The sequence below is a fragment of the Aeromonas sp. TW 6 genome, assembly GCF_013168745.1.
Taxonomy (GTDB): Bacteria; Pseudomonadota; Gammaproteobacteria; order Enterobacterales; family Aeromonadaceae; genus Aeromonas; species Aeromonas caviae.
Genome location: NZ_JABERS010000001.1, coordinates 127,780 through 154,437, shown reverse-complemented (window position 1 = coordinate 154,437; position 26,658 = coordinate 127,780). Strand labels below are relative to the sequence as shown.

General features: G+C 63.0%; 24 protein-coding genes. 11 read left to right on the top strand and 13 right to left on the bottom strand.

Translation table 11 applies throughout. The features are described 5' to 3' along the window. Positions 1–71 precede the first annotated feature (71 nt). Together HKD46_RS00715 and HKD46_RS00710 are read left to right on the top strand one after the other, a co-directional pair. Entirely contained in the window at positions 72–1,505 is a 1,434-nt protein-coding gene (locus tag HKD46_RS00715) for a DUF2867 domain-containing protein (RefSeq protein WP_043153425.1), read from the top strand. A gap of 179 nt (positions 1,506–1,684) precedes the next feature. Beyond that, entirely contained in the window at positions 1,685–2,941 is a 1,257-nt protein-coding gene (locus HKD46_RS00710) for a malic enzyme-like NAD(P)-binding protein (RefSeq protein WP_043153426.1), read from the top strand. A 71-nt stretch (positions 2,942–3,012) separates the two neighbouring features. On the opposite strand, the gene HKD46_RS00705 is transcribed toward HKD46_RS00710, so the two are convergent. From HKD46_RS00705 to trmA, 4 genes are all read right to left on the bottom strand, one after another. Next, on the bottom strand, positions 3,013–3,195 hold the full coding sequence (locus HKD46_RS00705) for a hypothetical protein (RefSeq protein ID WP_010676075.1): 183 nt from the start codon (positions 3,193–3,195) through the stop codon (positions 3,013–3,015). A gap of 54 nt (positions 3,196–3,249) precedes the next feature. After that, on the bottom strand, positions 3,250–4,575 hold the full coding sequence (gene rstB, locus HKD46_RS00700; RefSeq protein ID WP_171864746.1) for a two-component system sensor histidine kinase RstB: 1,326 nt from the start codon (positions 4,573–4,575) through the stop codon (positions 3,250–3,252). 343 nt (positions 4,576–4,918) lie between these two features. Then, complete coding sequence (rstA, locus tag HKD46_RS00690; RefSeq protein WP_010676073.1) at positions 4,919–5,626, bottom strand: two-component system response regulator RstA; 708 nt, start codon at positions 5,624–5,626, stop codon at positions 4,919–4,921. Positions 5,627–5,884: 258 nt separating this feature from the next. Continuing rightward, complete coding sequence (gene trmA, locus HKD46_RS00685; RefSeq protein ID WP_171864745.1) at positions 5,885–7,018, bottom strand: tRNA (uridine(54)-C5)-methyltransferase TrmA; 1,134 nt, start codon at positions 7,016–7,018, stop codon at positions 5,885–5,887. Between the two features lie 169 nt (positions 7,019–7,187). Here trmA and HKD46_RS00680 point away from each other — a divergent pair, with 169 nt between their 5' ends. Together HKD46_RS00680 and HKD46_RS00675 are read left to right on the top strand one after the other, a co-directional pair. Then, the gene (locus HKD46_RS00680; RefSeq protein ID WP_103243913.1) at positions 7,188–8,309 is read left to right on the top strand and encodes a DUF5610 domain-containing protein; all 1,122 of its coding nucleotides are present in this window, start codon (positions 7,188–7,190) and stop codon (positions 8,307–8,309) included. Positions 8,310–8,403: 94 nt separating this feature from the next. Further along, a complete protein-coding gene (locus HKD46_RS00675; protein WP_042016441.1) occupies positions 8,404–8,937 on the top strand; it encodes an ATP--cob(I)alamin adenosyltransferase in 534 nt (177 codons plus the stop codon). Positions 8,938–9,091: 154 nt separating this feature from the next. On the opposite strand, the gene malZ is transcribed toward HKD46_RS00675, so the two are convergent. From malZ to HKD46_RS00630, 9 genes are all read right to left on the bottom strand, one after another. Continuing rightward, complete coding sequence (malZ, locus tag HKD46_RS00670; RefSeq protein WP_029314873.1) at positions 9,092–10,921, bottom strand: maltodextrin glucosidase; 1,830 nt, start codon at positions 10,919–10,921, stop codon at positions 9,092–9,094. Between the two features lie 245 nt (positions 10,922–11,166). Further along, positions 11,167–12,015 carry an HDOD domain-containing protein gene (locus HKD46_RS00665; RefSeq protein WP_039039670.1) on the bottom strand — a complete coding sequence of 283 codons (849 nt, stop codon included), beginning with the start codon at positions 12,013–12,015 and terminating at the stop codon, positions 11,167–11,169. A gap of 69 nt (positions 12,016–12,084) precedes the next feature. Further along, on the bottom strand, positions 12,085–12,504 hold the full coding sequence (locus tag HKD46_RS00660; protein WP_010676067.1) for an META domain-containing protein: 420 nt from the start codon (positions 12,502–12,504) through the stop codon (positions 12,085–12,087). Between the two features lie 178 nt (positions 12,505–12,682). After that, a complete protein-coding gene (gene yegD, locus HKD46_RS00655; protein WP_042878606.1) occupies positions 12,683–14,044 on the bottom strand; it encodes a molecular chaperone in 1,362 nt (453 codons plus the stop codon). A gap of 104 nt (positions 14,045–14,148) precedes the next feature. Then, positions 14,149–15,138 (bottom strand): 2-hydroxyacid dehydrogenase, encoded by a 990-nt coding sequence (locus HKD46_RS00650; RefSeq protein ID WP_042878605.1) that lies wholly within the window; start codon positions 15,136–15,138, stop codon positions 14,149–14,151. Positions 15,139–15,215: 77 nt separating this feature from the next. After that, positions 15,216–15,695 carry a CreA family protein gene (locus HKD46_RS00645; protein WP_041214236.1) on the bottom strand — a complete coding sequence of 160 codons (480 nt, stop codon included), beginning with the start codon at positions 15,693–15,695 and terminating at the stop codon, positions 15,216–15,218. 21 nt (positions 15,696–15,716) lie between these two features. Then, on the bottom strand, positions 15,717–16,163 hold the full coding sequence (locus HKD46_RS00640) for a DUF962 domain-containing protein (protein ID WP_043153437.1): 447 nt from the start codon (positions 16,161–16,163) through the stop codon (positions 15,717–15,719). A 284-nt stretch (positions 16,164–16,447) separates the two neighbouring features. Then, complete coding sequence (locus HKD46_RS00635; RefSeq protein ID WP_010676062.1) at positions 16,448–17,308, bottom strand: hypothetical protein; 861 nt, start codon at positions 17,306–17,308, stop codon at positions 16,448–16,450. A 156-nt stretch (positions 17,309–17,464) separates the two neighbouring features. Further along, entirely contained in the window at positions 17,465–17,851 is a 387-nt protein-coding gene (locus HKD46_RS00630) for a TraR/DksA C4-type zinc finger protein (RefSeq protein ID WP_010676061.1), read from the bottom strand. A gap of 462 nt (positions 17,852–18,313) precedes the next feature. Here HKD46_RS00630 and HKD46_RS00625 point away from each other — a divergent pair, with 462 nt between their 5' ends. From HKD46_RS00625 to HKD46_RS00595, 7 genes are all read left to right on the top strand, one after another. Continuing rightward, on the top strand, positions 18,314–19,645 hold the full coding sequence (locus HKD46_RS00625) for a glutamine synthetase family protein (RefSeq protein ID WP_010676060.1): 1,332 nt from the start codon (positions 18,314–18,316) through the stop codon (positions 19,643–19,645). Positions 19,646–19,931: 286 nt separating this feature from the next. Beyond that, entirely contained in the window at positions 19,932–21,293 is a 1,362-nt protein-coding gene (locus HKD46_RS00620) for an aspartate aminotransferase family protein (RefSeq protein WP_113977701.1), read from the top strand. A gap of 54 nt (positions 21,294–21,347) precedes the next feature. After that, positions 21,348–22,445 (top strand): polyamine ABC transporter substrate-binding protein, encoded by a 1,098-nt coding sequence (locus tag HKD46_RS00615; protein WP_029314872.1) that lies wholly within the window; start codon positions 21,348–21,350, stop codon positions 22,443–22,445. Positions 22,446–22,568: 123 nt separating this feature from the next. After that, positions 22,569–23,648 carry a polyamine ABC transporter substrate-binding protein gene (locus tag HKD46_RS00610; protein ID WP_045522886.1) on the top strand — a complete coding sequence of 360 codons (1,080 nt, stop codon included), beginning with the start codon at positions 22,569–22,571 and terminating at the stop codon, positions 23,646–23,648. 76 nt (positions 23,649–23,724) lie between these two features. Next, the gene (potA, locus tag HKD46_RS00605) at positions 23,725–24,879 is read left to right on the top strand and encodes a polyamine ABC transporter ATP-binding protein (RefSeq protein ID WP_010676056.1); all 1,155 of its coding nucleotides are present in this window, start codon (positions 23,725–23,727) and stop codon (positions 24,877–24,879) included. After that, the gene (locus tag HKD46_RS00600) at positions 24,876–25,781 is read left to right on the top strand and encodes an ABC transporter permease subunit (RefSeq protein ID WP_010676055.1); all 906 of its coding nucleotides are present in this window, start codon (positions 24,876–24,878) and stop codon (positions 25,779–25,781) included. Before potA ends, HKD46_RS00600 begins: the two co-directional genes overlap by 4 nt. Then, positions 25,778–26,620 (top strand): ABC transporter permease subunit, encoded by an 843-nt coding sequence (locus HKD46_RS00595; RefSeq protein WP_010676054.1) that lies wholly within the window; start codon positions 25,778–25,780, stop codon positions 26,618–26,620. The genes HKD46_RS00600 and HKD46_RS00595 overlap by 4 nt, the downstream gene beginning before the upstream one ends. Positions 26,621–26,658 lie beyond the last annotated feature (38 nt).

The window sequence follows — 26,658 nt, the reverse complement described above, 5'->3', positions numbered from 1 at the left end:
TTTTATTGGCCGCCATTCTGTAATTCCCCGCTTTGCCCTATGGTGTTGGCTCAACCAAGGGAGAAGAGCCGATGCGCACATGTCTGGTGATGGGAGCTGCCGGGTACATAGGATCCTACCTGGTGCCTCATCTGCAGGGTCTGGGGTACAGGGTCATCGCCGGGGCCCGTCGTCCCTGCCGTCTGCCGGAGGGGGTGGCGTTTCGCCTCGCCGACAGCCTCAAGCCGGCCACCCTGCCCCCTGCGCTGGCGGGGGTCGACACCGTCTTCTATCTGGTTCACGCCATGGGGGCGGGGGCCGGTTTTCACCGGCTGGAGCAGCAGGGAGTGAAGAACTTCGCCGCCGCCGCCCGTGCCGCCGGGGTGCGCCGTATCGTCTATCTCGGCGCCATCCAGCCCGAGCCCTGCAACAGTCGCCACCTCAACTCCCGGCGCTACTGTGGGGAGCTGTTTCGCAGCGCAGGGGTGCCCACGGTAGAGCTGCGTGCCGGCATCATCATAGGCCCCGGCTCGGCGGCGTTCGAGGTGATGCGGGATCTGGTGTACAACCTGCCCATGATGGTGACGCCCAAGTGGGTGCGCTCCCGCACGCCCCCCATTGCCCTCTCCAACCTCTTGCACTATCTGGGCGGGCTGGTGGAAGCCGACGGGGTGGATGGCCAGATCTTCAATGCGGCCGGCCCCGAGCTGCTCAGCTACCAGCAGCAGCTCCAGAAGTTCGCAGCCCATATCGGCAAACGCTGCCCCATCATTCCGATACCTTTTTTGAGCCCCCGGCTCTCCGCCTGGTGGCTGCAGTTCGCCACCTCGGTTCCCCAACCCATCGCCAAGGCGCTGGTGGGGGGGCTCAAGCACGACATCCCGGCCGACGACGGCCCACTGCGGGCCCTGCTGCCGCAAACCCTGCTCAGCTTCGACGAGGCGCTGGCCGAGAGCCTCTCTCTGGAGCAGCGGCTGGGCGCCGAGCAGCAGGGGGAGGAGACCCCGCTCGGCCTGCGCTGGCGCCATCCCGAGTACGGCTTCTATGACCGCACCGCCAGCGGCGATGCCATCTGCCTCGCCGCCCCCGAGGTGGTGTGGCAGGTGTTGCAACAACTGGGGGGTGAGCAGCGCTACTTCTACATGAACGAGTTGTGGGTGGTTCGCGAATGGATGGATCACCTGATTGGCGGCCCGGCCCGCACCCGTGGCCGCACCAATCCGGATCGTTTCGTGAAGGGGGACATGCTCGACTCCTGGCAGATCCTCGGGGTGGATGAAGGACGCAGGCTGGATCTGCTGTTCAACATGAAGGCCCCCGGCGTCGGTCGGCTGGAGTTCAACATCCAGCCCCTGGAGTCCGGCCTGACCCGGCTTAGGGTGACGGCCCACTGGCACCCGCAGGGGGCCTGGGGGCTGGCCTACTGGCTTGCCATGCTGCCGTTTCACCTCTTCATCTTCCAGGGGATGACGGAGGCCATCGCCCGGCAGGCAGAGGCAAAAGCCGGCATTCCAGTCATGGATTGAAATCGAATCTATAACTAATTGGGTAGTTTTGGGTGGCATGACATGCTACTGATTAGCCTGTCATTGCTATCCAGCGATATTTTATGCTGTGAAAGGGCGGGGGATTTCTTTATGATCCTCAGCCCTCGCCCGCTGGCGAGCCAACGCATCACTCATTCATTTCCGTATCGGGGTCCCCCATGTCCGATCAGCAGCACGATCTCCGCCAACAGGCACTCGACTACCACGCCCAACCTGTCCCGGGCAAAATCGCCATCGCCCTCACCAAGCCCGCCGAGACCGCTCGCGATCTGGCGCTGGCCTACAGCCCGGGCGTTGCCGAACCGGTACGCGAGATCGCCGCCAATCCGGCCGATGCCTACCGTTACACCGGCAAGGGCAACCTGGTGGCCGTCATCTCCAACGGCACCGCCATCCTGGGGCTGGGCAATCTGGGCCCGCTGGCCTCCAAGCCGGTGATGGAGGGCAAGGCCCTGCTGTTCAAGCGCTTTGCCGGCATCGACGCCATCGACATCGAGGTGAAGCACGAGACCAGCGCCCAGTTCATCGATACGGTGGCCGCCATCGCCGACACCTTCGGCGGCATCAACCTGGAAGACATCAAGGCCCCCGAGTGCTTCGAGATTGAAGAGGCGCTGATCGCCCGCTGCGACATCCCGGTGTTCCACGATGACCAGCACGGTACCGCCATCGTCACCGCCGCCGGGCTGCTCAACGCGCTGGAAGTGCAGGGCAAGGAGATTGGCACCAGCCGCATCGTCTGCATGGGCGCCGGTGCCGCCGCCACCGCCTGCATGGATCTGCTGATCAAGTGCGGGGCTGCGCCGCACAACATCTTCATGCTGGACCGCCAGGGTGTGATCCACAGCGGCCGCACCGATCTCAACCAGTACAAGCAGCGTTTCGCCAACGACACCCCCCTGCGTACCCTGATGGATGTCATCGACGGGGCTGACGTCTTCGTCGGCGTCTCCGGCCCGGACGTACTGCCTGCCGAGGCGGTGGCCCTGATGGCCCCCAACCCGGTGATCTTCGCCTGTTCCAACCCGGACCCCGAGATCAAGCCTGCCCTGGCTCACGGAGTGCGCGGGGATCTCATCATGGGTACCGGCCGCTCGGACTACCCGAACCAGATCAACAACGTGCTCTGCTTCCCCTTCATCTTCCGCGGCGCCCTCGACGCCCGTGCCAGCCGCATCAACGATGCCATGAAGATTGCGGCAGTGGAGGCGATCCGTGCTCTGGCCAAGGAGCCGGTGCCCGCCGAGGTGCTGACCGCTGCTGGCGTGAGTGAACTCGCCTTCGGCAAGGACTACGTCATTCCCAAGCCCATGGACGCCCGCCTGCTGCCGCGGGTTGCCCGTGCCGTGGCACTGGCGGCGGTTGCCTCCGGGGTGGCCCGCATCGAACTGCCGGCGGATTACATGCTGGGTTGAGTCACGGCAAGCGCGCAAAACAGAAGGGGCCCCCTGTCGGGGGCCCCTTTTTCATGGTGGAAGCGGGCAGCTTACTTGGTCTTGGGAGCAACCTTGACGGCCGGCGCCTTGGCGTGGGCAGCCTTGTGATGCTTTTTCACGACCTTGGTCTGGGTGGCGTGGGGAGCGGCGGCCTTGGTCGGGGTGGCAGCCATGGTGAAGCCGGAGGTCAGGGCGAAGACAGCGGCCAGAGTCAGGGGGATCAGCTTGTTCATATTCCAGTTCCTCGTTCGGTTTGATGACATGGAGCGTTTCTCCATGACTTCATCCTAGGGTTGTTCGACCTGCGGTTCAGTGAGCGACTGGTGACGGTTTGTATCCAAATGTACGGGCAGGGTCAGGCAGAAACGGGCACCGCTGCTGCCGGGCAGCAGTTGCACCTCGCCGCCGTGGTGGTGGGCGATGCTGCGCACGATGGCCAGCCCCAGCCCGGCGCCGCCGGTGCGTCTGTCCCGGCTCTGATCCAGGCGCACGAAGGGCTCGAAGATTTGCGGGGCCAGCGCGGGATCGATGCCGGGGCCATCGTCGGCGACCTCCAGCAGATAGTCGTCCCCCTGTCGCGCTATGCAGAGGCTTGCCTGGCTGGTGGCATGGCGCAGGGCGTTGCCGATGAGGTTTTCCAGCGCCCGGTCCAGCAATCGGGTGTCGCCGCGCCAGGGCAGAGCCATGGCCGGGCGCACGAAGTCGAGCCGCTTGTCCGGTCGCAGGGCCTGCCAGTCGGCCAGGCGGCTGCCGGCCCAGCTGCCGAGCTCCAGATCGCTGCATTGCAGCGGCAGTTCGGGGCGATCGAGCCTGGCATAGGTGAGCATCTCCTCGATGAGGGCATCGAGGGCGCCGAGGTCCCGCTCCAGTCCCTGCTGCTCCTCGGGTGAGGGAGGCTCGGCCAGCATGGCGAGGCGATAGCGCAGCCGCACCAGGGGGGAGCGCAGCTCGTGGGCGATGGCGTCGGTCAACTGCTTGCGACTGGCCAGCATGGCCTGCAACTGCGCCGCCATCTGGTCGAAGGTGCGGCCGACCCGGCCCAGGCTGCTGCCGGGCGGCAAACCGGTGCGACAGGAGAGATCCCCGTCGCCGACCCGGCGGGCGGTCTGTTCGAGCTGTTGCAGGCCGCGCCAGTGTGGGCGAAGCCAGAGCAGGATGGGCAGGCCGAGGGAAAGGCCGATGAGCAGCAGCAGCCCCACGTCCACCCAGTGCAGCTCGTGCAGGTAGGAGAGGTAGGGGACGGGGCCGACGATCAGCACCTTGTCGGTGTTCGGGATGCGCTGCAGGAAGGTGTCATCCTCCTCGACGATGACGATGTTTCCCGCCTCGAGGAAGGCCTGATCCTCGCTGGCCAGGGGCTGGTTGGCGAGGACGCCGATCTGCAGCGGCAGATTGAGCTGGCGGCTCTGCTCGCCGGTGCGGGTGGCCCAGTGTTCCGGCGGCAGCCGGGCCAGCTCGCCAGTGAGCAGGCCGAGGGAGCCCTGCATCATCCGCTCCAGATAACGGTCCCCCGCCCGCTCGGCGCTGACCTGATAGACCAGCCCGATGAGCAGAATGGCGAGGGTGAAGCAGCCTATCAGCAGCAGATAGAACTGGATAAACAGGCGTCGCATGGGGGCTCTCCTCTTGCCTGGATTGCGTCTGGGCATTGCCTTGTTGCCCCTCATCCCCAACCCTTCTCCCGCAAGGGGAGAAGGCTGAGTGCATCAAGGTCATTCGGCGGGGCTTATTCCCAGGCCTGGGGCACCAGCAGGTAACCTTTCTGGCGCACCGTCTTGATCCAGATCGAGTTGTTGCTGTCATTCCCTGGCTTCTGGTGTGCAGGCGTGTGAGACACCAGCTCATTCCCAAGCCTGGGGTACGAGTAGATAACCCTTCTGGCGCACCGTCTTGATCCAGATCGAGTTGTTGCTGTCATTCCCTGGCTTCTGGTGTGCAGGCGTGTGAGACACCAGCTCATTCCCAGGCCTGGGGTACGAGTAGATAACCCTTTTGGCGCACCGTCTTGATGCGGGTCGGGTTGTTGCTGTCATCCCCGAGCCGGCGGCGCAGACGGGAGATGGCCACGTCCATGCTGCGATCCTGGCCGTCGTAGTCGCGCCCCCGCAGGCTTCGAAACAGCGCCTCCCGCCCCAGGATCTGGCCCGCGTGGCAGGCCAGCTCCCACAGGAGGTCGAAATCGGCGGTGGAGAGGGGAATGCTCTCCCCATCGAGGCGCACGTCCCGACCCGGGCCGTCTATCTGGAGGCGGCCGAACTGCAGGCGCTGGGGCGGGGCGGCGGGGACCACGGCCTGCTGGCTCTGCCCCTGCTGGCGGAACTGGACTCGTAGCCGGGCCAGCAGCACCGGGGGGGGCGTGGTCTTGAGGATGTAGTCGTTGGCCCCCAGCTCCAGGCTCAGGATCTGGTTCATGTCGCTGTCGAGCGAGGTGAGCATGACGATGGGGCCGGCAAAGCGCGGGCGCAGATCCCGGCACAGGGAGAGGCCATCCTGCCCCGGCAGCATGATGTCGAGCAGCACCAGATCCGGCTGCTCGGCCAGGGCCCTGTCGAGTGCCCGGTCACCCCGGGTCTCCAGCAGCACCTCGATGTCGTGGCGACCGAGCCAGCTGCTGATGAGCTGACCTATCTCGGGATCGTCTTCAACAAACAGAACGCGTGGCATGGTGGCGTGGTTCCCCGGTCATGGCGTGAGTGGGCGTGTCGCCAGCATAACGGCTGCGTCCGCGCTCTGCACCGGGATAACTAATCAATGCGGGGGTTTTTGCCCCTTCTCCCGGGGGGAAGGGGGGGCAGGATGAACCGGTTGGCATCGGGCCGCCCCACTTGTCCCGTGGCGGGTCGGTCCGATGAGGCAGGATCCGCGCCCTTCAGTGGCCAAAGCGGCCCCGGCTGCCATGGGGCAGCCGGGGAACCGCCCGGATCAGCCGCCCTTGCGCTTCAGGTACACCCCGGCTTCCATGTGGTGGGTCCAGGGGAACTGGTCGAACAGGGCGAAGCGGGCGATCTCGTGGGTTTCACCGAGCACGGCCATGTTGGTCTGCAGGGTCTCGGGGTTGCAGGAGATGTAGAGGATGTTGTCGTAATCCTGCACCAGCTTGACGGTGGCGTCGTCCAGACCGGCCCGGGGCGGGTCGACGAAGATGGTGTTGCACTGGTAGGCGCCGAGCTCGACCCCCTTGAGGCGGTTGAACTCCCGCTCGCCGCGCATCGCCATGGTGAACTCCTCCGCCGACATGCGCAGGATGATCAGGTTGTCGACACCGTTGGCGGCGATGTTGAACTGGGCGGAGTCCACGCTCGGCTTGGCAATCTCGGTGGCCAGCACCTCGCGAAAGTTCTGCGCCAGGGCGATGGAGAAGTTGCCGTTACCGCAGTAGAGCTCCAGCAGGTCGCCCTCGCTCTCCTTGGTCACGTCCAGGGCCCAGCCCAGCATCTGTTCATTGATGGCGGCGTTGGGCTGGGTGAAGCTGTTTTCCACCTGCTTGTAGACCAGCTCGCGCCCCTGCACGGTCAACCGCTCGATGACGAAGTCATCCCCCAGGCAGATCTTCTGCTTGTGGGCGCGGCCAATCAGTTGCAGCTCGAACCCCTTGGCACGCAGGTCGGCCTGCAGCGCCTCGGCGGCCTGCTGCCACTCGGCTTCCAGCTTGCGGTGGTAGAGCAGGCTGACGCAGATCTGGCCGGACTGGGTGGAGAGGTAGTCTATCTGGAACAGCTTCTTGCGCAGCACGGGGTGCGGGCGCAGCCCGGCCAGCAGCACAGGCATCAGCCGGTTGATGAGCAGGCTGGCGGTGGGGAAGCTGTCGACCCGGATGATCTCCTTGGTGGCCGGTGCATACATGCAGTGGAAGAGGTCATCCCCCTCGTGCCAGATGCGGAACTCGGCGCGCATCCGGTAGTGCTCGGCGGGAGAGGCGTGCAGCTCCAGCGCGGGCGGATTGAAGGGGGCGAACAGCTGGGTGAGGCGATCGCGCTTCTCGTCGAGCTGGGCCTGGTAGTCGGCAGGAGTCCGTCTGCCCTGGGCGTCGGCGGAAGATGGCTGGGATTGAGTCATGGATACCTCGCATGCACCGGGCTGAGCCGGGGAAAGACCGGGGGAAGGCCGCAGCCAACCAAAGGGTGGGGATTTTAAAAGGCCGTTGCGGATTGTCCAAGTTTTTTGTGGTCAAGAAGTGGCCAGTCGGGCCGATAACCGATCCACCACTATAGGCGGGAGAGTAATGATGCAAATTGATGGCATGGGCACAGCCCAACCCAAGGGAGTGGGCATTGCTCCCAAATCGCCTCAACAGACGGAGTCGAAAACGGCGGACAAGGGGGATGAGGTCTCCCTGAACAAGCCCCCGAAATGGGCCCAGGTGCTGATCCAGCAGGCGCTGCAATTTGCGCTGGAGATCAACGGCCAGGGCTACAAGGCACCCAAGGTGCAGGAGCCCCAGGAGGTCACCCCGGAGACCCTGTTCGATTTCCAGTCGGTGGCGGACAACGTGTTGCAGTTCGTCACCGGGCGGATAGGCGCGGCCCGTGCGGACGGCAAGTCCGACGACGACCTGACCAAGATGATGGAGCAGGCCCGCAAGGGGGTGGACAAGGGCTTCGGTGACGCCAGGAAGCAGCTCGGTGACTGGGCGGACAACGAGGACATCAAGACCGGCATGGATCAGAGCTACAAGCTGATCCAGAAGGGGCTCGACGAGTTCGAGAAGGAGTTCTTCGGCAAGGTGTCGACCACGGATCTGGGGGATGCCAGGATGGCCAGCCGCCAGCAGGCCCTCCTCGAGATCGAGACCCGGGACGGGGACAAGGTGATGCTGCGCTTCAGCGACAGCTGGCAGTTCAAGTCCCAGAGCGATGGGGGTGGCAGCCAGTTCAGCCTCAAGTCGAGCCAGAGCTTCGACTTCTCCCTGGAGGGGGATCTCGACAGTGCCGAGATGGATGCCATCGGCACCCTGGTCAAGGGGCTGGACGAGCTGGCCGGGCAGTTCTTCAAGGGGGGCGACGGCAAGACCCTGGCGGACGGGCTGAACGGGCTGCAACTGGATGACAGCCAGCTGGTCTCCTACTCCCTCAAGCTCAAGCAATCGGCCAAGTTGAGTCAGACCTACCAGGGGGCCAGTTCCCTGCAGGAGAGCCTCAAGCCCCTGGCGGACTACCTGCCGAGGCTCAGCCGGTTGCAGCAGCAGGCCGACGCCCTGCTGCCCCCTTCCCAGCAGGAGGCGCTGACGCCCACCGTGCTGGCGGCGCGGGGTCAGGACGGGGCGACCCAGGGGGCAGGCTTCATGGGCTTCAACCAGCGGATGCTGGAGGCCATGCGGCTGCTTGGCCAGCAGATGGCGACCGGCTAGTCTGGCGACGCCCCCGTGATGCCGGCGGGGGCGGGGTGTTTGCCAGCCCGTCCCCGGGCTGGCACACTGCCCTTTTCCCCAGCCCGGCGATGCCATGAACCCCAAGAAGCCAAGAGACAAGCGCGAGCTCTGCTACCCCTTCATCTTCGAAACCCAGTTCCAGTGCGATTACGAGATCGCCACCGACGAGCTCTGCTGCCAGGTGGGGGCCGTGCTCTCTCATCTGATGCCGGATGAGGATACCCGGCCCGTGATGGCGGATCTGGCGACCCTGCAGCGGCTCATCTACAACCTCAACGGCTCGGTGCGGGGACGGCTCGGCATCTTCGAGGAGGATCTGGACTGGCTGAAGGGACGGTACGATCACTACAACGAGGCGAGTCGCGGCCGGGTGACCGGCTTCGTGCTGCCCCAGGGGCCCCAGCCCATTCCCACCCTGCACCTGTGCCGCTGTGGCAGCAAGAAGGTGGTGCGTCTGCTGGTACGCCTGGAAGAGAGCGGCGTGCGCTTCGATCCCATCCTCTATCGCTTCGCCAATCTGCTGGCCAACTTCTTCTTCGTGCTCACCGTCTACCTCAAGCAGGCGTGGGATGTGACCGAAGTCCCCTATGTCAGCATCAACTACTGATGAAGAGATGATGTTTGATGTATTCGTCGCATCACACATGGCGACGTAGGGCTATCGGATCGAAAAACAGCGATGAGGCAGCATCCGCCACTTCGGGGGATGCAGGCATAAAAAAACCGGCGCCCCGAGCGCCGGTTTTCTATTGCCGCGATCCCTAGCTCGACAGCAGTACCCTGGCGGAGTTGGCCGGGATGGTGAGCTGCACCTCCCCCTGCACCACCTCGAACTTGTCGCCGTTGAAGGCGTCGGTGAAGCGGCTGGCGGGGCTGGCGGTCTGCCACAGGGGCAGGCTGATGGTGCGCGGCTCCGTGGGGTGGCGGTTGCAGGCGACCACCACCTGATCGCTTTGCAGGGTACGGGCGAACACATAGCTGTGAGGGCCGGCGTAGAGGGTCTGGATGTCTCCCCGGCGCAGGGCCGGGCGCTGGCGGCGCAGCTGGATCAGGCGGCGATAGTGGTCGTGCAGCACGTGATCCCAGTCGGTGGTATCCCAGGGGAAGCAGCGGCGGCAGTCCGGGTCGTTGCCGCCGGAGAGCCCCACCTCGTCGCCGTAGTAGATGGAGGGCACGCCGATGTAGGTGATGAGCAGGGTGGCGGCGAGTCGCATCCGCTGCTTGTCTTCCCCCAGCAGGTGCAGGAAGCGGGCGGTGTCGTGGCTGTCCAGCAGGTTGAACTGGGCCAGCTGGTTCTTGAACGGAATATGGGCCCGCGCCAGCTTGAGCCAGTGATCCAGCTCGGTGGCGCTGATCTTGATGGGGTGATATGCGATGTCCTGCCCCGCCAGGAAGGCGCGGATGGGGTGGGCGAAGCCGTAGTAGTTCATGGCGCCGTCCTCCTGATCCCCCTGCAGCCACTGGCTCGCCTCGAAGAAGTGCTCGCCCAGCACGTAGGCGTCCGGATTCTCCTGCTTCACCGCACCGCGAATGGCGCGCACATGGCCGCGATTGCCCTCGGCAGTGCCCCGCTCCCCCAGCATGTGGATGACGTCAAAGCGCCAGCCATCGATCTGGTAGGGGGCGCGCATCCAGTAGCGCAGAATGGCGTTGTCTGCCCGATAAACGGCGTCCTGCACCTGTTCACTTGAGAAATCCAGCTTGGGCAGGCTGCGGATCCCTTTCCAGCTAACATAATCCCCTTCCTGATCGAAGGTGTAGAAGCTGCGCCAGGGGGAATCCGGGTTGCTCTGGGCGCCCAGCGGCGGGCAGAACCAGGGGTGCTCGGTGGAGGTGTGGTTGACCACCGCATCCAGGATGATCCTCATGCCGCGCTGGTGCAGGTTGCGGGTCAGCTCGGCAAACTGGGCATTGGTACCGAGGTGCGCATCCACCTTGAAGTAGTCCTGAGTGTCGTACTTGTGGTTGCTCGGCGAATCGAAGATGGGGTTGAGGTAGAGCGCCGTCACCCCCAGGGATTGCAGGTAGTGCAGCTTGGCGTCGATGCCCGCCAGATCCCCGCCGTAGAATTCACAGGCGCCGTGCCCCTCTTCGTGGCGGCTGACCGGCTCGCCCCAGGCCTTGCTGATGACCGCCTTGCCCCTGTACTCGTACTCGTGATGCTTGACGCTCAGCGACGGGTCGCCGTTGCAGAAGCGGTCGGGGAAGATCTGGTAGAACACCTGATCCTGCACCCAGGCCGGGGGCTGGTGATGGCTGTTGAAGCGGAAATGCTGCTCCCGCGGCGGCATGGCGGCACTGACGCCTGCCCCGTGCAGCCACCACTGCTCCTCGTCGGTGAGGCACTTGAAGCAGTAGAGGTGGATCTCCTGCCCCCTGGCCAGCGGCAGTTCGACCTGCCAGACCTGAAGCCTGTCCCGGGTGGCGACCGGCGTCATGGCGACCAGATACTCCTCGTTGTCCGGCTCGTGGCGCAACCACACCTCGCGGATGGGGGCGTCCAGCTCGCTGAACAGGGTGAGCTGCAGGGTGTCGGCACTCTCTTTGAACCAGGGTGCCGCCTGGGGGTGAAACAGGAAGGGATGGGTCATGGTATCTACTGTGTCAGAGAGGCTCAGGAGTGGGGGATGGGCGCAGGCCATCTTATCCCGTCCATGGGCGTGTGTATGTGACGACCGGCCAGAATGAGACGGTGCTTCCGGCTTGGCTGGGCGGTCTGCCGTGACGCTATTGGGTCAGCAAATCGGCAAGGGCGTTGCCCTGTTCGTGCAGCTGTTCGAGCTGATCCGCCAGAATGAGACGGGGATCCGGCTCCTGCTGATCGGCCGTTGTACATCTACTGGGTCAGCAAATCGGCCAGGGCGTTGCCCTGCTCGTGGAGCTGCTCCAGCTGATCCGCCAGGCTGGCGGGATCCAGCCCCAGCTGGTCAGCCAGGGTTCTGGGGAAACGGGCGATGATGGCCTGTGCCGGTACGCCGGCCTGCCAGGCGAAGGAGACGAAGACGGCGAGCCGGATGAGCACGGCCTCCTTGCTGACCGGATCGTGGGAGAGGGGGTCGAGCTGCTGGGCGATGGCATCCACGAAGGCGGGCGACAGGTTCCAGCGCCGCGCCAGCTCTGCGCCGAGCTGGGCATAGTCGTAACCCAGCATCTCCCGCTGGGCATCGACCCGGCTGCTGCCTTTCTCGATGGCCAGATTGATGAGCCCCGCCTCTTCCGGCAGGGTGCTCTGGATCAGCAGCTCGCCAATGTTGTGAATGAGGGCGCAGGTGAAGGCGGTCTCGGGATCCACCGAGGTGGTCTGCTGTGCCAGGGTGCGGGCAATGGTGGCGACCTGGAAGGTCTGGGTCCAGAAGTGGAGCTTGTCAAAGCCGGGAGGGGCCTTGAAGCTGCTGATGATGCCGGAGGCGACTACCACGGAGCGCAGGCGGTTGAAACCGAGGCGGATCACCGCCTGTTCGATGGAGGTGATTTCATTGCCACGGCGCAGGGCAGCGGAGTTGGCCATCCGCAGTACCTTGACGCTGATCACCTGGTCCATGGCGATCTTGGCCGCGATCTCGTCGATGCGGGCATTCTCGTCGTTGAAACTCTGCATCAGCTCGTGCAGCAGTTTCGGAATTGTGGGCAGTTGCTTGATCTTGCCAAACAGGCGATCCATCGACATGGCTGAGGCAGCCTCCATTGCTAACAATGCCTCATATTGTGCCACAGCCTGGCCAGTTGTTCCTGCTGGCGAGCGGTTTTGTGAGCCCTAGTACACCCAGTCTTGCAGTCTGTATTCCAAACGGTGCCGTTTTCCCTGGAGGATCAGGGTCTGGGTGGAACCGCTCAGTGTGGCCCCCTCCGTCAGGGTGGCGAGCACGGCCTGCTCTATCAGATCGAGTTCGGGGGGACAGGCCATGGCGGTGCTGCCGAGGCTGGTGACCCAGAGCTTGTTCCCCTTGAGGTGACCCTGGCCGAAGTAGCGGTTGCAACCGGCGATGCCGTTGACGGTGAAGTGCTCACCGATCTCGATGTCGGGGGGATTGCTGCGGCGGCTGGCGATGGCCTGGCCATCCAGCCGATCGAGCACCCAGTGATGGTGTTGCAGGTCTTGCGAGGCAAAGCGGGGAGCACTGCTGCAGGCGCTGAGCAGAAGCAGGGCGAGCAACAGTAGCAGGTATCTGGGCATTGAAGGGGCTCCGGTGGTGGGTATGACAAGCATACCTGTCCCCGGGCCCAGGCGGCAGGGCGAGGGGGGAGGAGCCCGACCGCTTCTGTCGCCCCGGGGGAAGAGGGGGTGTCGGCAAATGGCAACACCCGCCCCGAGCGAACCTGTCTACCGGTTGCCCATGGCTCCCCTGGCCGTCTCAGTCCGCAAACAGGCGCTCGGCATAGCGGGCGAGGCCCGAGGCCACCGAACCGAAGTCATCACCCCCCTCCAGCGGTACCTTGGGCAGTTTCTGCTGGATGAAGGCCTTGATGAGGGGGGAGCGGGCACTGCCGCCGGTGACGAAGACCCGGTCAGGCTGCACGCCTGCCGCCAGGATAGCCTCGTCCATCAGCTCGCCAATCTTCTCCAGCAAGGGGGCGGAAGCACTGGCCAGCTGGGGGCGGGTGAGTGCCGCCTCCAACCCTTTTTCCAGCTCGTTCAGGGTCTGGTGATTGTGCTCGTGGTCGGAGAGGGCGATCTTGCCCTGCTCGGCGCGCCACACCAGTTGATGGCTCAGCTTGTGGGCCCGCAGGCTGGCGAGGCGCGGGAGCTTGCTGCCGGGCTGGCTGTCGAGCTGGAGATCCTGCAACTGGCGGGCGGTATCCAGGCTGTAGAAACGGCTCTGGGCACTGACGTCATTGATGGCGGCGGCGTCCCAGAACAGGGGATGGGGCAGCGGCTTGCCGGTCTTGAGGGTCTCGTGCATGCCGAGCAGCGGCATCATGCCCTCCACGGTCAGGCGGATGTCGAAGTCGTTGCCCCCGATGCGCTGGCCGCTGTGACCGAGCAGGTCGCCGCTGCGATCCAGCTGGTCACGGTGGCTCGGGCCCATGCGCAGCACGGAGCAGTCGGTGGTCCCGCCCCCGATGTCCACCACCAGCACCACCGCATCCTCGGTGAGGCGCGCTTCGAACTCGAAGCCGGCGGCCACCGGCTCATAGAGGAACTCCACCCGCTCGAACCCGGCGAGGCGTGCCGCCTCGCTCAGGATGGCGATGGCCTGGCGGTTGCTCTCTTCCCCCGCCAGTCCCTGGAAGTTGACCGGTCGGCCGATCACCGCCTGGCGGATGGTGCTGCCCGTCTGCTGCTCCGCCTCCCGGCGCACGTGCAGCATCATGGCGCAGACGATGTCCTCGAACAGGGCGATCTGGGGAGCCTTGAGGCCATAGGCCCCGAGAAAGGATTTGGGGGACTTGATGTAGTAGCCCTCGTCCGGCTCTTCCAGATAGCGCGCCAGCGCCGCACCGCCGAAGCTCAGCTCGTCGATGAGTCCCTCTTCGCGCATCTGGCGGCGCACCGCCTGGGCCCGGGTCACCACGGGACCGCGCAGCTTGAGGTATTCGCTCTGCTGGACGGGGGCCAGCCCTTCGGCCAGGAGGCCGGCGATGGCGTCCCGGTGGGGGGCGTGCAGGGTGGAGGGAAGGTAATGGGAACCGGAGAGGGTCAGCAGCCTGGGGCTGCCCTGTTCCATCACGGCGACGGCACAGTTGGAGGTACCGTAATCAAATCCGATGAACATGCTGGCCAGACTCCTGTACAAAAAAGGGCTGGTAGCCTACCCGATGCCGCCGGGTCTCACAACCCGGCGGCGGGATCAATGGCGTGGCGACAACGCCTCAGGGATCACTCCACTTCGTTGTCAGAGCGGCCCTGGCTCTCGATGGCCTGGATGTTGCTGAGGGTGGTGTCGGCGATGGCGTGCAGTGCCTCCCGGGTCAGGAAGGCCTGGTGACCGGTGAACAGCACGTTGTGACAGGCAGACAGGCGGCGGAAGACGTCGTCGGTGATCACCTCGTTGGACTTGTCCTCGAAGAAGAGGTCTTCCTCCTCCTCGTAGACGTCCAGCCCCAGGGCGCCGATGCGGGAGGTCTTGAGGGCCTCGATGGCGGCGTTGGAGTCGAGCAGGCCGCCCCGGCTGGTGTTGATGATCATCACCCCGTCCTTCATCTTGGCGAAGGCCTCCTTGTTCAGCAGGTGATAGTTCTCCTTGAACAGGGGGCAGTGCAGGCTGATGACATCGGACTGACGGAACAGGGTGTCGAGATCCACGTACTCGGCGCCCAGATCGATGGCCGCCTGGTTCGGATAGGGGTCGCTCACCAGCAGGCGCATGCCGAACCCCTTGAGGATGCGCAAGGTGGCGATGCCGATCTTGCCGGTGCCTATGATGCCGGCGGTACGGCCATGCATGTTGAAGCCCACCAGCCCCTCCAGGGAGAAGTTGGCGTCCCGGGTGCGCTGATACGCCTTATGGATGCGGCGGTTGAGGGTCATCATCAGGCCCACCGCATGTTCGGCAACGGCCTCGGGGGAGTAGGCAGGCACCCGCACCACCTTGAGTCCCAGCTCCTTGGCGGCGGCCAGATCCACGTTGTTGTAACCGGCGCAGCGCAGGGCGATGACCCTGGTGCCGTACTGCGCCAGCTCGGTCAGCACTTCGCGGTCGGCATCATCGTTGACGAACAGGCAGACCACGGGGAAGCCGTGGGCGAGACGGGCCGTCTTGGCCTCCAGCCGCACGTCGAAGAACTCCAGATCGAAACCGTACTGGGCGTTGGCCTGGTGGAAATGTTCCTTGTCGTAGCTCTTGGTACTGAAAACGGCGACTCTCATGGTGCGCTCTCCGTAGATAATGATGTGGTTAAATTACAACAAATAGTGGCCGTCATCACGGGATAAGTGGTGCTGTTTCAACCCCAGGGCATGATGGGGACGGCACTCACTGCACTCTTGTACGAACCATCCACCAACTTGGTGCTGTAAGTCAGATAGACAAGGGCATTGCGCTTCTCGTCGTAAAAACGCACCACCTTCTGCTCCTTGAACACCAGCGAGGTGCTGACGTCGAACACCTCTTCCCCCGCCTTCAGCTTGGCGGGCAGGGTGATGGGGCCGATCTGGTGGCATGAGAGGGAGGCGTGGGAGGGATCTTCCGCCAGCCCGAGTCCGCCCTTGACGCCGCCGGTCTTGGGGCGGGCCAGATAGCAGGCGACACCGGCGATTTTAGGGTCGTCGAACGCCTCCACCAGGATCTTGTGGTTGGGGCCGAGCAGCTTGAAGGCGGTGCTCACCTCGCCGACGGGATCGGCCTTGTCGGCCAGCACCGGGCCGGCCATCAGTGCCCCCAGCAGCAGGGGCAGGGTGCGAGCAAGGGTCTGAAGATGTCTCATGGTCTCTCCTGTTGGCCTCCCTCAGAAAGGGATGCCCAAACGACGATAGAGGCTGGCCAGCACCCAGGCGGGGCCTACCAGCAGAAATTGCAGGTCGGTGAGAAAGGAGGGGCGTTTCCCCTCGATATGGTGACCGACGAACTGGGCTATCCAGAACAGCACGAACCCGATAAGGGCAGGCCACAGCAGCGGCCCCTGCCAGACGTGGCAGAAGGCCAGCCCCAGGGCGGTCAGGGCCGTCATCCCCGTAAAGATCGTCAACGACAGCCGCAGGTAGAAGACCAGCACCGGGATGGCCGCCAGCTCCGCCCAGTTGAGGGACGCTGGCAGGGGACCTGCGGGCAGGCACCAGAGCAGTGCCAGGATGCAGAGGTAGATGCCTGGCACCGCCACCTTGTGGATGGCCACATTGACGGGGTGTTGATGGCTCTGGCCATAGTCGCGAAACCAGTCATCCAGTCGTTTCATGGCACCTCCCTGGTGCGCGTATTGAGGCCGGGCGACCTCGCGTTCCTGTGCGTCTGCGGCGGGCTGCGCCCACCGGATGGGATGACCCGCGGCTGATCACGCTCCCGGCGGCGGATATTCCCAACGTCGGAGGCCGTGTCCGTTCACGCTCGCAGCGGTGGATATTCCCAACGCCGGATACCGTGTCTGCTCACGCTCGCAGCGGTGGATATTTCCAACACCGGAGGCCGTGTCTGCTCATGCTCGCAGCGGTGGATATTCTCAACGCCGGATATCGTGCCCATTTACTCCTGAGACGGTGGATATTCCCAATATTGGGCCGGAATGCTTTTGAGCAAGGGGGTCATGTCGGGATTGGGCAGGGCGATGGTGACTCTCTGCTCCAGATTGGCGCTGGCCAGGGCCTCGCGGATCTTGGGGTTCTCCCGAAAGAACGCCATGAAGCTGCCGTCGGCATAGGCACGCTCGAGGCCGGTCTGGATCGCCTTGGCCAGCTTCGGCGACTCCGGGCTGACGAAGAAGAACTCGGCGAAGGGGTAGCGGATCAGCAGGTGCTGATCGATCACCAGGTTGGGATATTGTGCCGCCAGCTCGCTGCGTTCGGCGAAGATTTCCACCAGACCACGGGGGAAGAAGTCCAGCTTGTCGCCGTCATTCATCAGGCGAAACAGGTTGCTGTAGCGCCCGGCATAGGTGGGAATGCCTGCCAGTTCCAGGATCTTGTTGTCGGCCCAGCCCACCCCCTGTGCGGCTTTCAGTTTCTTGAGGTCTGCCAGGGTGTTGATCTGGTTGAACCGCTCCTGGGCATCGGCGTGGATGAAGGAGAGGCGCAGCCCTTCCAGGCCACGAAACAGCGGGATTGGCACTGCGGTGAGGGAGGATTCCAGTGCGCTGGAGGTACCCATCCAGAACACATTGATGACCTTGCCCTTGGCAAGCGCCTGCTGGAGGCTGTACTGGTTGAGATTGAGGTCGACCCGCTCCAGCTTGTAGGGCTGCCCGGCGTGGTTGAGCGCCAGTTCCAGCAGCTTGAGCTGGTATTCGTTGTCGAGATCGTTGATCGGTCGGCTGGGGACCTTGACGGTGAGCGTCTGTGCTTGTGCCAGCAATGGCAGGCACAAGCACAGCCTGATGAGCCATTTCACGCTTTGATCTCCTGTAGGATCCGGGACTTGCCCGGAGTCTAACAGAAGTTGTCACGCTCTTGCTGTGAAAGGGGCCGGGGATCACCCGGCCGCGTCATCTTCGGGCATGGCCTGCCCTGTGCCCGGCTCGTACCGAGGCCGGGCTTGTTCGCCGCATCAGGCGACGCGACGGAACACGTGAGTGTCGTTGAATTCCTTGGTGCTCTGGCATTCAACACAGAAGCGGGACTCGGGACGGGCCTGCAGCCGCTTGAGAGAGATCTCGTCGCCACAGGATTCGCAATAGCCAAAATCCCCTTCATTGATCCGCTTCAACGCCCCTTTCAGCTTGCGCAGGTGCAACTTGTCGTGCTCGATGCGGTTCAGCTCCAGGCGACGGGCCTCCTCGACACTGGCACGGTCAATTTCATCCGCCATCTCGTTGGTATCGGTGGCGATAGCCTGGCTGGCCTGGGAGTTGAGACGTTCTTCGAGCTCAAGGATTTGTCGCTCGATCTGGCCTTTGTAGAAGGTCAGTTGGTCTTCTGTCATGAAATCACACATACGGTTTGCTACCAGTCAGTTTCCCAATGTTACCCATTGATGGGGGCTGTCTGTCGTCAGACCAAGCCCTTGTATCCCGTTTTGCACCAAATCCATGCAGGAGAGTGCAAATCAGGGCGGGCCTTGTACCAAAAAAATGCAGACATGCAAAGGAAATTGGATAAGGAGTGTGCGCCCTTGCAAAGAAATGGGCCTTCTCCGACAGGGTCTGACTGAGTATCGAACGAGATCCCGCCGCCGTTGGCATCGAGCTTGCAGTGGGCTGATCGTGACACAAAGTGTTTAGTATTTGGTGCCGCGCTGGTCATTATACAGGCCGTTGTTTATAGTTTTTTAAACACCGATGCTTGACAAAGGCCTTTATCACGGGCTTTTATGGTGTGGTCTATTACATTTTATTAACAAGGGTGTTCCTTATATTAGACACCCTTGACAATGGCAACCGTAAAGTCGGGGTTTAACATGGACAGTATCAAGGGCTGGATGGAGAGCAATCGCATCACGGAAGTGGAGTGCCTGTTTCCGGATTTCACCGGCAATGCCCGAGGCAAGATCATTCCAGCCAACAAGTTTCTGCGCGAAGGGGGCATGCGGCTGCCCGAGGTCATCTTCACCCAGACGGTGACCGGCGAGTACCCGGATGACGACAGCATGATAGACCCGCTGGAGCGGGACATGCAGCTCTATCCCGATCCCAACACCATTCGTTTCGTACCCTGGGCGCTGGAGCCCACCGCCCAGGTGATCCACGACTGCTTTGACGTCAACGGCAAGCTCATCGACATCGCTCCCCGCTCCGTGCTGCGCCGGGTTCTGTCATTCTACGAGAAGCAGGGCTGGAAGCCGGTGGTGGCGCCGGAGCTGGAGTTCTACCTGGTGACCCGCAACGAAGATCCCGACTATCCACTGGTGCCGCCGGTGGGCCGCAACGGCCGCCCGGAAACGGCCCGCCAGTCGTTCAGCATCGATGCGGTGAACGAATTCGACCCCATCTTCGAGGACATGTACGACTACTGCGAGGCCCAGGAGCTGGAGGTGGACACCCTGATCCACGAATCCGGCGCCGCCCAGATGGAGATCAACTTCCTGCACGGGGATGCCATCGATCTCGCCGACCAGGTGTTTCTGTTCAAGCGCACCATGCGCGAGGCCGCCCATCGCCACGGCATCTATGCCACCTTCATGGCCAAGCCCATGAGCAACGAACCGGGTTCCGCCATGCACATCCACCAGAGCCTGGAAGACATGGATGGCAACAACCTGTTTGGTACCAGCGAAGGGGGCAACTCCGATCTGTTCATGCATTTCATCGCCGGCCTGCAGAAATACACCCCGGCAGTGACCGCCCTGCTGGCGCCGAACGTCAACTCCTACCGCCGCCTCACCTTTGGCGAGAGTGCGCCGCGCAACGTGCAGTGGGGTGTGGAAAACCGCACCTGCGGCCTGCGGGTACCCTTCTCCGAACCGAGCGCACGTCGGGTCGAGAACCGCTTCGCCGGGGCCGATGCCAACCCGTATCTGGCCCTGGCCGCCACCCTGGCCTGCGGCTACCTCGGCATGCTGGAGAAGCTCGAACCCATGCAGGAGATGAAGGCGAGTGCCTATGACCTGCCCTACAGCCTGCCCCGCTCGCTGGAGGAATCGCTGAGCCACCTGGAGCAGTGTGAACCCATCAAGGACATGCTGGGGGAGCGCTTCATCCGCGCCTTCGTGGCCGTCAAACGCAAGGAGTACGAGACCTATTTCGGCGTGATCAGCCGCTGGGAACGGGAATTCCTGCTGCTGAACGTCTGATCTGTCCCCGGGGGAGGCCTCTCCCCGTCATATCGCAAGCAAGGGGCCGAAGGCCCGTCTCGCGGCGGTGCCCGCGACCCGGAAGGCACCGAGTAAAGGTGAGGCCCGCTCTCGCAATGGAGAGGGGGGTCACCTGCAATCAACTGGCGACGATGTTCGCCCCACGGAAAGGCATCGAGCAGGCAAGAGAGTGCCAGCCCCGTGAATGGCAGTGACCGGGCAGGCCACCCGTGCCCTCATGAATGGCGACAAGATTCGCCGAATCGAAGGAACCGAGGAGCAAGCAATGCAGCACACGACCCGTGAGTGGCAGCAACTGGAAGCCAGCCATCATCTGCATCCGTTTACCGATTTTCAGGCCCTGAACAAGAAGGGCAGTCGCATCATCACCAAGGCCGAAGGCGTCTATCTGGAAGACTCCGAAGGCAAGCGCATTCTGGACGGGATGGCGGGTCTGTGGTGCGTCAACATGGGCTACGGCCGTCAGGAGCTGGTGGATGCCGCCACTCGCCAGATGCAGCAACTGCCCTACTACAACCTCTTCTTCCAGACCAGCCACCCCCCTGCTGCCGAGCTGGCCACCCTGCTGGCCGAGATCACCCCTTCCCACCTCAACCACGTCTTCTTCACCGGCTCGGGTTCCGAGTGCAACGACACCGTGCTGCGCATGGTGCGCCACTACTGGGCCAGCAAGGGACAACCTGACAAGCAGGTGATCATCAGCCGCCACAATGCCTATCACGGCTCCACCGTGGCGGGGGCCAGTCTGGGCGGCATGAAGGGGATGCACGCCCAGGGCGGCTTGCCCATTCCGGGCATAGTACACATCGACCAGCCCTATCACTTCGGTGAGGGAGAGGGCATGAGCGCCCACGAGTTCGGTCTGGCCCGTGCCCGCCAGCTGGAAGAGAAGATCCTGGCACTGGGGGTGGACAAGGTGGCCGCCTTCATCGGCGAGCCTATCCAGGGTGCGGGGGGGGTCATCATTCCGCCCGAGAGCTACTGGCCCGAGATCCAGCGCATCTGCGACCAGTACGGCATCCTGCTTATCGCCGACGAGGTGATCTGCGGCTTTGGCCGCACCGGTCACTGGTTTGCCAGTGAAGGTTTTGGCATCAAACCCGACCTCATGTGCCTGGCCAAGGGCATTACCTCCGGCTATCTGCCGATGGGCGCCGTGATGGTAGGGGACAGGGTAGCCAGGGTGCTGGTGGAAGAGGGGGGCGAGTTCAACCATGGCTTCACCTATTCCGGCCATCCGGTCGCCTGCGCCGTGGCCATTGCCAACATCCAGCTTATGCAAAGGGAGAGCATAGTTAAGCGAGTTCATGATAGTATCGGCCCCTATTTGCAGCACCGCTGGGCTGAGCTGGCGGACCATCCGCTGGTGGGGGAAACCCGTGGAAAAGGCCTGGTTGCCGCGCTGGAAATAGTGCAGGACAAGCAGACGAAACGTCGCTTCCCGGCCGAGCTCCATGCCGGGATGACCTGTCGGGAGTTCTGTTTTAACAATGGCTTGGTGATGAGGGCTGTCGGCGATACCATGATCATATCGCCCCCCTTGGTGATCACCGAGGAACAGGTGGATGAATTGGTCAAACTGGCCAGGCTCAGTCTGGACCTGACGGCTGCAAAGCTGCGGGAATAGGCGGGAACCGGGCAGGTTGGCTTACGCATACAATTTGCTTAGGAGACAAGGACTATGTCTTTTAAAAAGGGAATGATGGCTGCTTCCGTGGCGCTGGTCATGATGAGTACCGGGGCGATGGCCGACGAGAAGGTGCTGCACGTCTACAACTGGAGCGACTACATCGCGCCGGATACGCTGGAAAACTTCCAGAAGGAGACGGGCATCAAGGTGGTCTACGACGTGTTCGACAGCAACGAAGTGCTGGAAGCCAAGTTGCTGGCAGGCAAGTCGGGCTATGACATCGTCGTACCGTCCAACCCCTTCCTGGCCAAGCAGATCAAGGCAGGTGTCTTCCAGAAGCTGGACAAGTCCAAACTCTCCAACTGGCAGAACCTGGACGTCGACCTGCTCAAGGCGCTCGAACCGAGCGATCCGGGCAACCAATACTCCATCCCTTACCTGTGGGGCACCATCGGCTATGCCTACAACGCCGAGAAGGTGAAGGCCGTGCTGGGGGCCGATGCCCCGGTGGACTCCTGGGATCTGGTGTTCAAGCCGGAGAACATGGCCAAGCTGAAGGAGTGCGGTGTCTCCTTCCTCGACTCGCCGACCGAAATGCTGCCGGCCGCCCTGCAATACCTGGGCTTCAAGCCGGACAGCCAGAAGCCGGACGAGCTGAAGAAGGCAGAGGCGTTGTTCCTCTCCATCCGTCCCTATACCGCTTACTTCCACTCCTCCAAGTACATTTCGGATCTGGCCAACGGCAACCTGTGCGTGGCAGTGGGTTACTCCGGTGACCTGCAGCAGTCCAAGGCGCGTGCCGCCGAGGCCAAGAACGGTGTCAGCCTGACTTACACCATTCCGAAAGAGGGGGCAGGCAGCTTCTTCGACATGATCGCCATCCCGGCGGATGCCAAGAACGTCGAGGCGGCCCACACCTTCATCAATTACCTGATGAAGCCGGACGTGATCGCGAACATCACCAACGTGGTGCAGTTCCCGAACGGCAACAAGGCGGCCACGCCGCTGGTGGACGAGGCGATCCGTACCGACCCGGGTATCTACCCGACGCCGGATACCCTCAAGAAGATCTACACCTTCCCGGATCTGCCGGCCAAGGTGCAGCGTCTGATGACCCGCAGCTGGACCAAGATCAAGTCAGGCAAGTAAGAGTGACGAGTACCCCTCCCGGTCCGCAGTTCGGCCGGGAGGGTGGTGACCACCCGACAGGTTGGACGGCGCGTATGGATGCGCGACTGGCAAAATCACACAAATGAGGACTGATAAGTGCAGATGACCAAGATGGCAACGCTGGCCCTGACCCTGGGGTTTGCAAATCTGACCCAGGCAGCCCCTGTGGTTCATTTTTACAACTGGTCCGATTATATCGGCGAGACCACCCTCAGTGACTTTCAGCAGAAGACCGGGATCAAGACCGTCTACGACGTGTTTGACTCCAACGAGACGCTGGAAGGCAAGCTGCTGACCGGACGCACCGGCTACGATCTGGTCGTGCCCTCCAACAATTTCCTGGCCAAGCAGATCAAGGCGGGGGCCTTCCAGAAGCTGGACCTCACCCTGCTGCCAAACCTGAGCAACCTGGACCCCATGCTGCTCAAGCAGCTCGAGAAGGTGGATCCGGGCCATCAGTACGCCGTGCCCTACCTCTGGGGTACCAACGGCATCGGTTACAACGTCGACAAGATCAAGGAAGTGCTGGGTGTCGACAAGATTGACTCCTGGGCGACCATCTTCGAGCCGGAAAACATGAAGAAGCTCTCCCAGTGCGGCGTGGCCTTCCTCGATTCGGCGGACGAGATGATCCCGGCTGCCCTCAACTACCTGGGGCTCAACCCCAACAGCCATGAGCCGGCGGATATCAAGCGGGCCGAAGAGCAGCTGCTCAAGGTGCGCCCCTACGTGGCCTACTTCCACTCCTCCAAGTACATCGGTGACCTCGCCAACGGCAACATCTGCGTGGCGGCGGGTTTCTCCGGCGACATCCTGCAGGCGGCGTCCCGGGCCGAGGAGGCGGGCAAGGGGATCAATATTGCCTACAGCATCCCCAAGGAGGGTGGCAATCTCTGGTTCGACATGATGGCGATCCCGGCCGATGCCACCAACGTGAAAGAGGCTCACGCCTTGATCAACTACATTCTCGAACCGCAGGTCATCGCCAAGGTGAGCGACTATGTGGGTTACGCGAACCCGAACATCAAGGCGGGAGAGTTCATGGACAAGGCCGTGCGCGAGGACGAGTCTGTCTATCCCCCCCAGGCGGTGCTTGAGCGTCTGTATGTGCAGGAAGCACATCCCCGCTCGGTGCAGCGCCTGATCACCCGGAGTTGGACCAAGATCAAATCCGGAACCTAACCTTGGCGCCCATCCCGGGGCGCCAGATTGTATTGATGGATCGGCCCAGGCCGGAATCACCTTTGGGAGTTTGGTAATGGCGATAGCCTCCAGTGCCTACAAGAAAGCCCTCGAGGGCAGCCAGCAGCGTAAAGAAGTGCTGGTCAAAATAGACAGGGTAAGCAAGCAGTTCGACGAAACGCTGGCGGTCGACAACGTGTCTCTCAACATCCACAAGGGCGAGATCTTCGCCCTGCTGGGTGGGTCCGGCTCCGGCAAGTCCACCTTGCTGCGGATGCTGGCCGGGTTCGAGCGACCCACGGAAGGACGGCTGTTCCTCGACGGCGTCGACATTACCGACATGCCGCCGTACGAGCGCCCCATCAACATGATGTTCCAGTCCTATGCCCTGTTCCCCCACATGACGGTGGCCCAGAACATCGCCTTCGGCCTCAAGCAGGATGGCCTGCCCAAGGCGGAGATCGATGCCCGGGTGGAAGAGATGCTCAAGCTGGTGCAGATGACCCAGTACGCCCGCCGCAAGCCGCACCAGCTCTCCGGTGGTCAGCGTCAGCGGGTGGCCCTGGCTCGTTCCCTGGCCAAGCGTCCCAAGCTGCTGCTGCTGGACGAGCCCATGGGGGCGCTGGACAAGAAGCTGCGCTCCACCATGCAGCTCGAGCTGGTCGAGATCATCGAGCGGGTCGGCGTGACCTGCGTCATGGTGACCCACGATCAGGAAGAAGCCATGACCATGGCCGAGCGGATCGCCATCATGCACCTCGGTTGCATCGAGCAGATCGGCAGCCCGATGGACATCTACGAAACCCCGGCCAGCCGGCTGGTGTGCGAGTTCATCGGCAACGTCAACCTGTTTGACGGCCTGCTGGTGGAGGATGAGCAGGACCACGCCATCATCGCCTGTGCGGATCTGGAGCAGCCCATCTATGTGGGTCACGGCATCAGCTCCCGGGCGGAGAACAAGAAGGTCACCTATGCCCTGCGTCCGGAAAAACTGCTGATGAGCCTGCAAAAGCCGGAAGAGATCGAGCATCCGGACTTCAACTGGACCAAGGGCGAGGTTTATGACATCGCCTATCTGGGCGGCCATTCCGTGTATCACATCCAGTTGCCCTCGGGCAAAATCGTTCAGGCTTTCATCGCCAATGCCGAACGCCACGGCAAACGGCCGACCTGGGATGACCAGGTGTTCCTCTACTGGGAAGATGACAGCGGCGTGGTGCTGCAATCATGAAGGCATTGAGACGACTCAAACAGGTGGGAGGGCGGCAGCTGGTGATCGGCATCCCCTTCTTCTGGCTGTTCCTCTTCTTCCTGCTGCCCTTCATCATCGTCGTGAAGATCAGCTTCGCCGAAGCGGACGTGGCCATCCCGCCCTACACGGACGTGGTGAGCTGGGCAGACAATCAGCTCACCATACTGCTCAACCTGGGCAACTACCTGCTGCTGCAGGAGGATGAGCTCTACATCGCGGCTTATCTGGGGTCCCTCAAGATAGCCCTGGTCAGCACCCTGCTCTGCCTGTTGATCGGTTATCCCATGGCTTACGCCATTTCGCGGGCCAACAAGGAGACCCAGACCGTTCTGCTGCTGCTCATCATGATGCCGACCTGGACGGCGATCCTGATCCGGGTCTACGCCTGGATGGGGATCCTCAGCAACAACGGCCTGCTCAACAGCGTCCTGCTGGGCATCGGGGTGATCGACGAACCGCTGCAGATCCTCAATACCAACCTGGCGGTCTATATCGGCATCGTTTACTCCTACCTGCCGTTCATGGTGCTGCCGCTCTACGCCAACCTGGTCAAGCACGACCAGAGCCTGCTGGAGGCGGCCTCCGATCTGGGTGCCCGCAACCTGACCCGGTTCTGGCAGATCACGGTGCCACTCTCCAAGAACGGCATCATCGCCGGTTGCATGCTGGTCTTCATCCCGGTGGTGGGCGAGTTCGTCATCCCCGAGATGCTGGGTGGCCCGGAGACCCTGATGATCGGCAAGGTGTTGTGGCAGGAGTTCTTCAACAACCGTGACTGGCCGGTGGCCTCCGCCCTGGCGGTGGTGATGCTGGCAGTGCTGATCATTCCCATCATCCTGTTCAACCGCAACCAGGCCAAAGAGCTGGAGGGCAAGGCATGAGACGTTTCGGTTTTGCCAAGCTGATGCTGTGGCTGGGGCTGCTGTTCATCTACCTGCCCATGATCATCATGGTCATCTACTCCTTCAACGCCTCCAAGCTGGTGACGGTGTGGGGGGGCTGGTCGCTCAAGTGGTACTTCGGCCTGCTCGACAACAAACAGTTGATCGGGTCCGTGTTCCGCTCCCTGGAGATCGCCTTCTACACCGCCATCGCGGCGGTGGCGCTGGGGACGGTGGCGGCCTTCGTGCTGACCCGGATCCCTCACTTCCGTGGCCGGACCCTGTTCGGCGGCATGGTGACGGCGCCGCTGGTGATGCCCGAGGTGATCACCGGTCTCTCCCTGCTGCTGCTGTTCGTGGCCATGGCCCAGCTGGTGGGTTGGCCCGCGGAGCGGGGCATGCTGACCATCTGGATAGCGCATACCACCTTCTGTACCGCCTATGTGGCGATCGTGGTGTCGGCGCGGCTGCGGGAGCTGGATCTCTCCATCGAGGAGGCGGCCATGGACCTGGGAGCCAAGCCCTGGAAGGTGTTCTTCCTGATCACCATCCCGATGATCGCCCCGTCGCTGGCGGCGGGTGGCATGATGTCGTTCGCCCTGTCGCTGGATGATCTGGTGCTGGCGAGCTTCGTCTCCGGCCCGGGTTCGACCACCTTGCCGATGGAGGTGTTCTCGGCGGTGCGTCTCGGCGTGAAGCCCGAGATCAACGCTATCGCGAGTCTGATCCTGCTGTCGGTATCCCTGTTCACCTTCGGTAGCTGGTATCTGATGGCCCGGGCGGAGAAACGCCGCCGTGCCGAAATCGCCATGACCACCCAGATGCAGGCAGTTGCCTGACTTGCCCCGTGATAAGATCCGCATTCCCCCATCCGTCA